The 11,139-nt window shown below is 72.4% G+C and carries 13 protein-coding genes; 4 read left to right on the top strand and 9 right to left on the bottom strand.

Annotated features, from left to right (window positions below; translation table 11 throughout):
• Positions 1 to 15: 15 nt before the first annotated feature.
• The 7 genes from ABD343_RS01100 to ABD343_RS01070 form a co-directional block, all read right to left on the bottom strand.
• On the bottom strand, positions 16 to 1,011 hold the full coding sequence (locus ABD343_RS01100; RefSeq protein ID WP_344524318.1) for an ABC transporter substrate-binding protein: 996 nt from the start codon (positions 1,009 to 1,011) through the stop codon (positions 16 to 18).
• Between the two features lie 185 nt (positions 1,012 to 1,196).
• Positions 1,197 to 1,868 carry a response regulator gene (locus ABD343_RS01095; RefSeq protein WP_344522957.1) on the bottom strand — a complete coding sequence of 224 codons (672 nt, stop codon included), beginning with the start codon at positions 1,866 to 1,868 and terminating at the stop codon, positions 1,197 to 1,199.
• Complete coding sequence (locus tag ABD343_RS01090; RefSeq protein ID WP_425578075.1) at positions 1,865 to 3,118, bottom strand: sensor histidine kinase; 1,254 nt, start codon at positions 3,116 to 3,118, stop codon at positions 1,865 to 1,867. Before ABD343_RS01090 ends, ABD343_RS01095 begins: the two co-directional genes overlap by 4 nt.
• A gap of 5 nt (positions 3,119 to 3,123) precedes the next feature.
• Entirely contained in the window at positions 3,124 to 5,385 is a 2,262-nt protein-coding gene (locus tag ABD343_RS01085) for an MMPL family transporter (RefSeq protein ID WP_344522955.1), read from the bottom strand.
• A 204-nt stretch (positions 5,386 to 5,589) separates the two neighbouring features.
• Entirely contained in the window at positions 5,590 to 6,378 is a 789-nt protein-coding gene (locus ABD343_RS01080; protein WP_344522953.1) for an AraC family transcriptional regulator, read from the bottom strand.
• Positions 6,379 to 6,399: 21 nt separating this feature from the next.
• A complete protein-coding gene (locus ABD343_RS01075; protein WP_344522951.1) occupies positions 6,400 to 6,720 on the bottom strand; it encodes a DMT family transporter in 321 nt (106 codons plus the stop codon).
• Between the two features lie 45 nt (positions 6,721 to 6,765).
• Positions 6,766 to 7,077, bottom strand: coding sequence for a Crp/Fnr family transcriptional regulator (locus tag ABD343_RS01070; protein WP_344524314.1), 312 nt, complete (start codon positions 7,075 to 7,077; stop codon positions 6,766 to 6,768).
• Positions 7,078 to 7,249: 172 nt separating this feature from the next.
• Here ABD343_RS01070 and ABD343_RS01065 point away from each other — a divergent pair, with 172 nt between their 5' ends.
• Both ABD343_RS01065 and ABD343_RS01060 read left to right on the top strand, forming a co-directional pair.
• Positions 7,250 to 7,651, top strand: coding sequence for a YciI family protein (locus ABD343_RS01065; RefSeq protein ID WP_344522949.1), 402 nt, complete (start codon positions 7,250 to 7,252; stop codon positions 7,649 to 7,651).
• A complete protein-coding gene (locus ABD343_RS01060; RefSeq protein WP_344522948.1) occupies positions 7,642 to 8,232 on the top strand; it encodes a class I SAM-dependent methyltransferase in 591 nt (196 codons plus the stop codon). The genes ABD343_RS01065 and ABD343_RS01060 overlap by 10 nt, the downstream gene beginning before the upstream one ends.
• Here the strand turns inward: ABD343_RS01060 and ABD343_RS01055 are convergent.
• Positions 8,195 to 8,767, bottom strand: coding sequence for a DUF1269 domain-containing protein (locus tag ABD343_RS01055; protein WP_344522947.1), 573 nt, complete (start codon positions 8,765 to 8,767; stop codon positions 8,195 to 8,197). The genes ABD343_RS01060 and ABD343_RS01055 overlap by 38 nt on opposite strands.
• A gap of 113 nt (positions 8,768 to 8,880) precedes the next feature.
• On the opposite strand from ABD343_RS01055, the gene ABD343_RS01050 reads away from it, so the two are divergent.
• Positions 8,881 to 9,615 (top strand): ACP S-malonyltransferase, encoded by a 735-nt coding sequence (locus ABD343_RS01050; RefSeq protein WP_344522945.1) that lies wholly within the window; start codon positions 8,881 to 8,883, stop codon positions 9,613 to 9,615.
• A 45-nt stretch (positions 9,616 to 9,660) separates the two neighbouring features.
• On the opposite strand, the gene ABD343_RS01045 is transcribed toward ABD343_RS01050, so the two are convergent.
• The gene (locus tag ABD343_RS01045; protein WP_344522943.1) at positions 9,661 to 10,488 is read right to left on the bottom strand and encodes a helix-turn-helix domain-containing protein; all 828 of its coding nucleotides are present in this window, start codon (positions 10,486 to 10,488) and stop codon (positions 9,661 to 9,663) included.
• A 133-nt stretch (positions 10,489 to 10,621) separates the two neighbouring features.
• On the opposite strand from ABD343_RS01045, the gene ABD343_RS01040 reads away from it, so the two are divergent.
• A complete protein-coding gene (locus tag ABD343_RS01040; protein WP_344522941.1) occupies positions 10,622 to 11,053 on the top strand; it encodes a hypothetical protein in 432 nt (143 codons plus the stop codon).
• Positions 11,054 to 11,139 lie beyond the last annotated feature (86 nt).

Below are 11,139 nucleotides of genomic sequence, written 5' to 3'. Positions count from 1 at the left end.
GGCGGGAGGCGGGGGTCAGCGGAGCTTGTCGGCCTTCTCCAGCGCCGTGGCGAGGGCTTCGAGGCGCGGGGCGTAGCCCGCGTAGCTGTAGCGCTCCTCCATGGACCAGGTGAGCGTCTGCCCGGCCTTGACGGCGGGCAGACGGCGCCAGGTCGGCTTCTTGGCCAGCTCGGCGGGGGTGAGGGCCTGCTCCCGGTTGTCGATCATGATGAGGTCGGCCGGGTACTTGTCGGCCTTCTCCCAGCTCAGGAACTCCCAGAAGCCCCACTTGTCGGACTTCTTGCCCTCGACGAACTCGACGCCGAGGTCCTTGAAGTAGTTCAGGTCGCAGTAGGAGTCCGGGACGGCCACGTACATGTTGTCGCCGTCGCCGGTCATGGCCAGGACCTTGATCCCGCGGCGCTTCTTCGCGACCTCGCGCAGCCGCTTTTCGGCCTTCTCGAAGCGCTTCTTGGCGGCGGTGACCTTGTCGGAGGAGAGGTCGCCGCCGAGGGCCTTCGCGAGCTGCTCGTAGCGCCGCAGGGGGTCGAGGAGGGAGGTGTTGGAGCCCTTGATGCCGATGCTGGGGGCGAGCTCGTAGATCTTCTTCTTGGACTCGTCGGGGACGAACCAGAGGTTCGGCGGCGGGAACATGTTGCTGATCAGCAGCTCGGGCCGGAGTTTCGCGTACCGCTCCAGGCTGAACTCGCCGAACGCGCTGCCCAGGCTGGTCACCTTGTCCAGATCGACGCCGCCGACCTGGGGGTTGGGCTTGCCGCGCACGGGCTTGCTGGGGCCGAAGACGCCGACGCACTCGATCCCGTAGTCGTGCAGCGCGGCGGCGGCGCTGATGTACGCCACGATCCTCTTCGGCCTGCCGCCCTCGACCTCGGCGGTCTTGCCGCGGTCGTCCTCGAATGTCCAGGCGCCTCCGTCTCCCTTCCCGCCTGCGCCGCTGTCCTCGTTCGAGGAGCCGTCGCCGCACGCGGCGAGGAGGGCGCCCAGGCCGAGCGCCCCGCCGGTGGCGAGCAGGCGGCGCCGGGAGAGGCGGGACGGAGGGGGCGGCGGGGACGGATGGGAGGAGGGCGTGGGGGACGGGAACGGGGACGGGGACGGGGGCGAGGTGGGCAACCTGGCTCCTCTCCTCGGGGCCTGGGGCGGGAGACGCCGGGACCTCGGTACGTTGATTTAGGTGAGGCTAACCTAAACCACGGGTCCTACGGCGAGCGGACCAGCAGTCCGCGCTCCAGGGCCACGACCACCGCGTGCGTCCGGTCGCTGACGTCGAGCTTCGCGAAGATCCGCAGCAGATGGGTCTTCACGGTGGCCTCGGAGATCACCAGCCGCTTGCCCACCTCCGTATTGGTCAGCCCGTCCGCGACCGCGTTCAGCACGTCCGTCTCGCGGGCGGTGAGGACGACCGGCGCGGGGCGGCGCATCCGCGCGACGAGCTTCTCCGCGACCCTCGGCGCCAGCACGGTCTCGCCCCGCGCGGCGGACCGTATGGCCTCGACCAACTGCTCGCGCGTGGTGTCCTTCAGCAGATAGCCGATCGCGCCCGCCTCGACGCAGCGCTCGATGTCCGCGTCCGTGTCGTACGTCGTCAGGATCAGCACGCGCGTCCCGGGGAAGCGGGCGACGATCTCCTCCGTCGTCTCCACCCCGTCCAGCACGGGCATCCGCAGGTCGATCAGCGCCACGTCGGGATGCTGCTCCGCGATGAGGGCCAGGGCCTCGCGCCCGTCGCTCGCCTCGCCGGTGATCTCGATGGAGGGCTCGGCGGCGAGCAGCGCCAGCACCCCGGCACGCATCACCGTATGGTCGTCGACGACCACGACCCGCAGGGTGCCGCTGCCCGCCCCTGCCGTCCCGGTGGTTCGATCGGTCACGGTGTCTCCTCGCTTCCGCCGGGGCACGGCGTCTCCTCGCTTCCGCCGGGGGAGGGGACCATCGCGAGCACACGCGTGCCGTTGCCCAGCGAACTGGTGATCTTCAAGTCCCCGCCCAGCTCCGTCAGTCGTCTGCGCATGCCTCGCAGGCCGAAGCCCCGCTCCTCCGCATCCGCCACCGCGAAACCCGTCCCGTCGTCCGTGATCTCCAGCTCGACCACCGCCCCTTGCTCGCTCAGCACCACGCCGACGGCCGAGGCCCCGGCGTGCTTGCGGACGTTGGCCAGCGATTCCTGCGCGCAGCGCAGCAGCGCGATACGGGTCGGCTGGTCGCACACCACGTCGGCCAGCTCGGCGGTCACCTCCAGCCCCGTGTCCTCCGCGAACCGGTCCAGCGTGCGGCGCAGCGGCTCCGCCGCCGAGCCTCTCGACGGGGCCGCGGCGTGGCCCGAGGCGACCAGCTCGCGGGCCTCCGCGAGGTTCTCCCGCGCGGTCTGCTCGATGCTGTGCAACTGCTGGGCGCTGCGTGCCGGTTCCGCGTCGAGGCCCGAACGGGCCGCCTCCGCGAGGACGACTATCGAGGCGAACCCCTGCGCCAGGGTGTCGTGGATGTCGCGGGCCAGCCGCTCCCGCTCGTCCGCGGCGCCCTGCCGCTGGTGCGCCGCCGCCAGCTCGGCCTGGGCCTGCTCCAGCTCGACGATGAGCCGGGCCCGCTCCTCGCTCTGGGCGATCACGGCGAGCACCCACAGCCCGATCAGCGCGCTGGCCAGGAAGACGATCGCGGTCGACGCGAACGAGGTGCTGAAGAACGCGAGGTCCCAGCCCTCCCGGCAGGTGCTGCCCACGAGCGTCAGCACGGACGCGAGCCCGCTGAACGCGGCCGAGTCCCGCGGCCTCCTGCCGTACATCCAGAAGTGCGGCACCGTGACGATGAACAGCGCCACATAGCCCTCCCGCAGGTACGACAGCGCACCCAGGGCCAGCGCGAGCACCAGGAGATAGGTGTGCGGGCGCAGCACGGGGTTGTCGGGGAAGCGGGTCAGCGTCGCGTAGCACACGGCGATGACCGCGAGCACGCCCAGCCACCACCCCTGGCCCGCCCCGTCCGTACGGTCGGCCACCGTGCTCACCAGGGAGAGCACGCCGAACAGCGCCCACGACACCGCGTTCCATCGGTGCAGAGTCCTGGCCCAGAAGGGGGCGGTGGGCATGCCGCCCCCGGGCAGCCCGGTGGTCGACCACGCGATCATGTGCGTCAACATACTGGCGCGTACGGCCGTTCGTCCCGCTGTGGCCCCGGGGCCGCGTGCCCGGCACGGCGTATTCGCCGGGAGGGCCACCAACTGGCCTCGCCCAGCAGCACCATGGCCGACGGCAGGATCATCACGCGGATGACGAAGGCGTCCAGCAGCACCGCGGCGGCCAGGCTGAAGCCGATCTGCTTCATCTCGATCAGGTGCAGGCAGACGAAGCTGGCGAAGACCGTGACCATCACCACCGCCGCGCTCGTCACGACCCCCGCCGAGCTGGTGATGCCGTCCAGCACGGCCTTACGGGTGGGGACTCCGCGCAACGCGGCTTCGCGTATGCGGCTGACCACGAACACCTGATAGTCCATCGAGAGCCCGAAGAGGATCACGAAGAGGAACAGCGGGACGCGGGAGCCGATCGAGCCGGTGGAGGTGAAGCCGAGGAGCCCTTCGGCCCACTCGCCCTGGAAGACCACGACCAGGAGGCCGAGCGCTGCCGCCGCCGACAGCAGGTTGAGCACGACGCCGACCAGGCCGATCACCACCGAGCGGAACGCCCACACCGTCATCAGGAACGTCACCAGCAGCAGGGCACCGACGACGAGGGGCAACTTCGCGTTCTGATGGGCCAGATAGTCGGCATTCCGCGCGACGTCGCCCTCGCCCGTGACGGCGGTCTCCGCGCCGGGGACCCGGCCGAGCGTGGCGGGGATGTGGCGGTGCCGCAGCCGGTCCAGCTCGTCGAGCGAGGCCGGGGAGCCGGGCTTCGCCGAGGACGGCAGCTCCAGCATGCTGATCCGGCCGTCGTCCGCGAGCCGGATGCGGGGCTCGCCCGTGAAGTGCCGCTCGGCCCGGGTCCGTCGCTCCAGCTCGCCCAGGGCGCTCCTGACCTTGTGCTCGCCGCCCGGCGCGGACTTCACCACGACCTGGTGCACGATCCGCAGCTCGGGAAAGCTCGCGTTCATCCGGTCGTACGCACGCATCGCCGGCAGCTCGCGGGAGTGGGTGTCGCGGTCCATCACGCTCAGGTTCATCCCCAGTGCCGGTGCCGCCAGGCCGAGCATCAGCAGCACCGAGACACCGAGGGTGAGCCCGGGGCGCCTGCTCGCGGGCCGCATCAGCGTCTGCCACACGCGGCCTCCGCCGCGCCCGCGCCGCGTCGGGACGGCCGCCGTCCCGGGCGTGGTCGCGCCCGGCGCGATGTCCGGTGTCGCGCCGGGGGCCCCTGCCCGTGCCGCCTTTCGCGCCGCCTTGCGCTCCGCCCGCTTGCCCGCCTTGGTCAGCAGCGCGGGCAGCACCGTCAGCGAACTGGCCACCGCCACGAGGACGACCACGATCGTGCCGGTGGCCAGGGACGAGAAGATGACGTCCGAGACCAGATAGAGCGTCGCGGTGGAGGCCACCACGGCGAGGCCCGAGACGACGACGGCGCGGCCCGAGGTCGCGGCGGCCATCTCCACCAGGGCCTCGGTGCTGAGTCTTCCGTTCGCCCGGGCGCGCTCCTCCCGCTCGCGTTTGAGGAAGAAGAGCGTGTAGTCCACGCCGACGGCCATGCCGATCAGCAGGATGACGTTCGTGCCCACGCCCGCGTCCGGGGAGAAGTGGGAGGCCACCATCGACAGGCCCACGGCGGCGGCGATGGAGGTCAGGGCCAGCACCAGCGGCACCAGCGCCATCATCACCGAGCCGAAGACGAGCATCAGCGTGATCAGGGTGACCGGCAGGGCGACGCGCTCGGTCAGCGCGAGGTCCTCGTCACGCTGCCCGTCCACGCCCTCGCCGATCGACGCGGAGCCTGTCTCCTCCACTCGGAGGCCGGGGTGCCTCTTCCCGACGGCGGCCGTCGCGTCCAGCAGGGGTCCGACATGGTCGGAGGCCTCCAGCTCGGCGGCCTCCATCGTGACGGGGACCCGGATCACCTTGCCGTCGGCTGAGCGGGCCGGGGCGCCCACGCGGGCGACCTCGGGCAGCGCGCGCATCCGGTCCGCGGCCTCGCGGGCGGCGGCACGCGCCTCCTCGCCCGCGGGCGCGCCCGACCGCGCGGAGACCAGCACCTGCTCCACGGGCTCGCGCTGGATGCCCCCTTCGGCGGCCATGGCCTCGGCGCGGCCCGCCTCGCCTATCCGGAAGTCCTCGGTGGTGGCGCTGTGGGTGCCGACCGCGCTGCCCGCGCCGAGGCAGAGCGCGACGAACAGGAACCAGGCGCCGATGGCGCGCCACGGATGCAGCGCGCTCCAGCGGGCGGCGCGGACGGGAAGATTTCTCATGCATCGAGCGTGGCCGTCGGGCCCCCTCCGCCGACACGCTCTCTCGGTTGAACTTCGCGTCAACCGAACGGTTGACTCCGGGGGTTCACCTGCACACACCGTGAGCGGTTCCGCCAGCCGCTCCCCTGCGCGCTCCCCTGCGCGCTCCCCTCCGCGCTCCCCTCCGCGCGGTGTCGGTGAGAGCGGGCGCAGCCGCCGCCGTCGTCAGCCGAACCAGCGGCTCGGCGTCACGCCCGTCGCGCGCCGGAAGGCGGCGACGAAAGCGCTCGCCGAGCCGTAACCGACGCGGTGTGCCACCGACTCGACCGTCAGCCCCTCCGCGAGGAGCGGCACCGCGAGCTGCATCCGCAGCCGCTCCCGCCACCGCCCGAAGCTCACCCCCGTCTCCTCGACGAAGAGCCGCGCCAGGGTCCGGGCTCCGGCGCCCACCTCCGAACCCCACTCCGCAAGCGTCCTGTTGTCCGAGGGGTCGGCCGTCAGCGCGTCCGCGACCGCGCGCGTACGGGCGTCCCTGGGGCGGGTCACGGAGACGCTCGCCACCGGCGCGGGGGTGAGCGCGTCGAAGAGCACCGCCTCCGCCCGGCCCCGCGCCCACTCGTCGAGACCGTCGTCGTGAAGGTGCTCGATCAGCGCCCGCAGCAGCGGTGTCACCTCGACGACGGTCGGTTCCGTCCATGTCACGGGGCAGCGCTCCGGTTTCACGTACGGGCTGCGCATCACCGCGGTGCCCGCGGCGCCCGTCGCGTGCGGGACGCCCGCCGGGATCCACAGCGCCAGTGAGGGCGGCAGCAGCCAGGCGCCGCGTGCCGTCCTGACGTGCAGCAGCCCGCTGTACGACCACGCCAACTGGTGTGCCTTATGGCGGTGTTCCTCGAACCACGTGCCCTTGGGCAGCGAGAACGTGCCGATGACGATCGCGGGGAGCCGCTCACGGCCGCTGGTGCCGTCGGCCGTACTGTCGGCCGTCCCGTCGGTGCACGCGCCTGTGGCCATGGCGGCGCAGCGTACCCTCCGTCAGTGGAGGAGCTTGAGGCCCACCACTCCGCCCACGATCAGCAGCAGGCACAGCAGACGCGCCGCCGTCACCGGATCGCCGAGGACGGCCATCCCGTAGATCGCCGTGCCGACGGCGCCGATGCCGACCCACACCGCGTAGGCCGTGCCCAGAGGGATGTGCGTCACCGCGTACGCGAGTCCCGCCATGCTGCCCGCGAGCGCGACCAGGAAGAGCACGGACGGGCCCAGCCGGTGGAAGTTCCGGGACGCCTCCAGGGCGGTCGCCCACAGCGTCTCCAGACACCCCGACACGATCAGCACACCCCACGCGAGGGCCATACGGCACTCCCCTCCGTCCTCAGCAGTGATCTCCGCTCCAGGTGATCACAGCGGGGGCGGAGCCGCACCAGGGGCCGTACCGGGGGCCGCTCCAGGAGCCACGCCAACGGCCGTACCAGGGGATGCGCCCGAGGCGCGCAGGGCGAGCAGTTCCGGAGCCAGCAGCTTCGCCCGGTGCCGTCCCGTGGAGATCAGTCCCTGTGCGCGCAGCCGTCCCAGGGCGCGGCTGACCGTGACCCGGGTGACGCCCAGCAGCTCGGCGAGCGCCTGATGGGTGGGGAGCGCGGCTTCCCCGTTCCCGGGCGCGGCTTCAAGGAGCCACAGGGCGAGCCGGGCCTCGCTGGGAAGTGTGGCCAGGGACGCGAATTCCGTCTGCCCCGCGCGTACCTGGGAGGCGAGCGTACGCAGAACGTGCCGCCGTACGGCCCGTAGGTCGTCGGTGGCAGGGGCACCCGTCGTAGCTCACGCCAAGAGGTGCCCGTATCGGCTGATACAGACCCGGCCATCCGGCGAGCCTAGCGTCGCCCCCATGCTGATTCTCGAACTGGCCTTCACCGCGGCCCCGGAGCGCCTCGCCGCCCGCCCCGCGCACCGTGACGTACTGGCACGCCTGCGTGCCGAGGGGCGTCTCCTGGCAGCGGGCCCCTGGGAAGACGATTCGGGTGCGCTCCTGGTGTTCACCGTCGACCGCGCGGAACTGGACCGCCTGATGGACGACGACCCGTACTACCGCACCCCCGGGGTGGAGGTCGTCCGGATCCGCGCGTGGTCGCCCGTGGTGGGCCCGCCCGCCTCGCCGGACCCGGTCGTCCGCCCACCCCGGACGGACGGTCGTGAGCACGGTCCTGATGGCCGTCTCGCTACATCAGTCGGCCCTTACGGCCATGGTGGACGCCTCAGGCGGACGCCTAGCGTCGCCGTATGCCGATGAACAGGGCACATCGCAAACTGTGCAGCTCCGAGGAGTGGGCCACCGCCGTACGGGACCGGATCCTCCCGTGGTCGCTCGACGGGATCGAACTGGGCGACGACGTCGTGGAGATCGGCCCCGGCTACGCGGCCAACCTGCGCGTCCTCGTGGAGCGCGTCCCCCGTCTGACCGCCGTCGAGATCGACGAACGCACCGCGCGGCAACTGGAGAGCGACTGGGGAGAACGGGCGCGGATCCTGCACGCCGACGGCGCTGACATGCCGTTGCCGGACGCGTCGTTCTCCTCCGTCGTCTGCTTCACGATGCTGCACCACGTGCCGACCAGGGAGCAGCAGGACCGGATCTTCGCCGAGGCGTACCGGGTGCTGCGGCCCGGGGGAGTGTTCGCGGGCAGCGACAGCCAGATGAACTTCCGGTTCCGGCTGCTGCACATCGGCGACACCATGAACGTCGTCCGGCCGGGCGGGCTGCCCGCGCGGCTGGAGGCGGCGGGGTTCGAGAACGTCGGCGTGGACCTGCACCCGGAGACGGGCGGCATGAGGTTCAGGGCGTACCGCCCCGACCGCCCTCCCCGTCCGTAGGCTCCGCCGCGTCCCCCTCAGAGGTCTCGTTCTCAGGGGCCTCGTCCGCGGCCTTGAGGGCCTCCTCCAGCTCCTCGCGGAGCCGCGAGGCGTCGTAGCGCCGGACGCCGGGGCCGAGGACCCTGTCGGCCGTCTCGTGGGACTTCTCCTCGACCTCGGCGACCAGGACCGTGCTGCCCGGGGGCACCTCGTCCGCCAGCTCCTCCAGCGCCGCGTTGGTCTCGGCGGCGCGGCGGGCGTCCTGGCTCCCGCCGATCAGGCCGCCGGCGCCGAATCCGATCATGACGCCGACGGGCCCGCCGAGCAGTCCGACCAGCGCCCCGACGAGCCCGCCCACCGCGAAGCCGGAGGCCGAGCTGGTGTGGTCGACGTCGCCGGGGACATCGAGGTTTCCGTCGGCGTCCCGGGCGATGACGCGGGCCTCGCGCAGCTTCAGCTCGCCCGCGTCGTGGGCGGCGACGAGGTCGTCGAGGGCGGCCGTGGCCGCGTCCGTGCCCCGGTCGGTGAAGTCGGAGAAGAGGATGTTTTCCGTCATACGCCCACCATGTGCGCTCACGGCGCGTACGGCATCTCCGCCCGGCGTACACGCTCCGGCGTACGGGGACTCCGTACTGGCGCCCGTGGCCTCGGTCAGGTGAGGGTGATGCCATGAGCATCGCGTTCCTCTTCCCCGGGCTGGGCTCGCAGCGTCCCGGCATGCTGCACCGGCTACCCGACACCGCCGCCTCCGCGACCGTGCTGGCCGAGGCCGAATGGGGGCACCCGGGAGGGATCGCGGAGCTGGACACCGCCGAGTCGCTGGAGGAGTCGGAGGTCGCGCGGCACGTCTCGCTGTTGATCGCGGGCGTGGCGGGGGCGCGGGCGCTGATCGAGGACGAGGAGGTGCAGCCGTCGTACGTCGCCGGGCACGGCCTGGGGGGCTACGCGGCGGCCGTCGTCGCCGACGTGCTCACCTTCGAGCAGGCCCTGCGGGCCGTACGGCTCCGGGGCGAGCTGCTGGAGCGCGGGGAGGAGTCCGAGCACGACATCGGCATCCGGCTGGCCCAGCACCTGGCCACCATCAAGCGCCTCCCGCAGGCGCTGCCCTATGTCACCGGTACGGAGGGCCGCTGTCTGCGCGGCGAGACCAATGCCGTCTTCGACGACCTGGCACGTTCTGTCGCCCTGCCGGTCCTGTGGGACGAGATGGTGTCCGCGCTCCGTACGGAAGGGGCGGAGACGTTCGTGGAGATGCCGCCCGGACGGGTGCTCACCGGACGGCTGACGGAACAGGACGACGCGCCGCGTGCCGTATCGGTCGAGGAACGGGGCATCGCGGAGGCCGCCGAGTACGCGCGGGGCGAGACCGGCGAGGCGTGGCCCGAGGTATGGCCCGAGGCGTGACCCATCTCCTGCGGGACGGGACGGGGCGGCGTGGCGTGGTCGGCCCTACGGGGCGAGCGACTGGAGCGTCTTCTTGGTGAACTCGTCCAGGGGGTAGAAGAGTTCGATCGCCAGCTCCGAGAGAGTGACGTCCGCGGGTGAGCCGAACGTCGCCATCGTGCTGAACATCGTCAGCTCGCCCAGGGGCGTGCGCACCCGCAGCGGCACCTGGAAGGGCCCCGCTCCCAGGGCCGTACCGCCGTCCCGTTCCTCCTCGTATCCCTCGGGGTCGGGATACGCGCGCACCTCCTCGTACAGGGCGCGCAGTTCCGCGTCGCCCGTGGCGTCGACCTGGCGCAGCAGCCGTTCGAGGAAGAGGGCGCGCACCTCGTCCAGGTTCACCAGGCTGGAGGCGAGGCCCTCGGGGTGCAGGGCGAGCCGGAAGACGTTCGGCTCCGGCTCCAGCAGGTGCTGGGGCACGCCCTGTGTGAGGACGGGCATGGCACGGTTCCCCGCCAGCACGTTCCAGCAGCGGTCCACCACGACCGCCGGATACGGCTCGTGCCCCTCCAGCATCATGTCGAGCGCGGAACGGACGGACGCCATCTCCTCGTCGTCCAGGCTGCTCTCCTGGTACGCGGGCGCGTAGTCGGCGGCCAGCAACAGGGTGTTGCGCTCGCGCAGCGGGACGTCCAGTGCCGCCGCCAGCCTGAGCACCATGTCGCGGCTGGGGCGCGCGCGTCCCGTCTCGACGCACGACAGGTGCCGCGCGGACGTGTCCGCCTGGAGGGCGAGTTCGAGCTGGCTCAGCCTGCGCCGCTGCCGCCAGCCGCGCAGCAGGGCGCCCACACGTGACCGTCGCTCCGGGGGCGCCCCACGGCGCTGTGCGTCCATGGACGGAGCCTAACCAGGGGGTGGTCAGAGCGGCCATGACCTGGGAGGTCATTGAGATCGCGCACCGCGCGGTGCGACCGTCCCGTCAGCGGCGCCCCGACAGGGCCGCCGCCCGCAGACGAAGGAGGCCCCCATGTCCGTCCCGACCACCACGGCACCCCGTACGGCGGCCGGAAGCGCCCGGAAGGACCTGCTGCGCACGAGCCTGCGGATCGACAGTTGGAGCACGGCGTTCTTCGGCGTCTTCCTGCTGGCGGGCGCGGCCTGGCTGGAGGGGCCGCTCGGGCTGCCCCCGCACTGGTCGGTACCGTTCGGTGTCGCCATGCTGGGCGGCGCCGCGGCGCTCGCCCTGATCGCCGGTTACCCCGTCGTCCCCGACCGTCTCGCCCGTGCGGTCGTCGTACTGAACGCTGTGTCCGCCGTGGCCATGGTCGTCCTCGTCTTCACGGGCGTCCTGCCGGTGAACGGGCTGGGGACCGTCTTCCTCGTCATGGGTGCCGTCGCGGTCACGGTCTTCGCCGAGCTGGAGTACGTCGGCCTCCGGCGTCAGCGGAACGGGGCGTAGGGGCCCGGCCCGCCAGGGCGCGGCCAGAGGGCGCAGCCAGGGCGCCGCCGGGGAGCCCCGCTGCCGGGGAGCCCCGCCGGGACCCT

It is taken from the genome of Streptomyces albiaxialis, assembly GCF_039530985.1.
GTDB lineage: Bacteria > Actinomycetota > Actinomycetes > Streptomycetales > Streptomycetaceae > Streptomyces > Streptomyces albiaxialis.
This window is presented reverse-complemented; position numbering and strand designations above follow the sequence as displayed.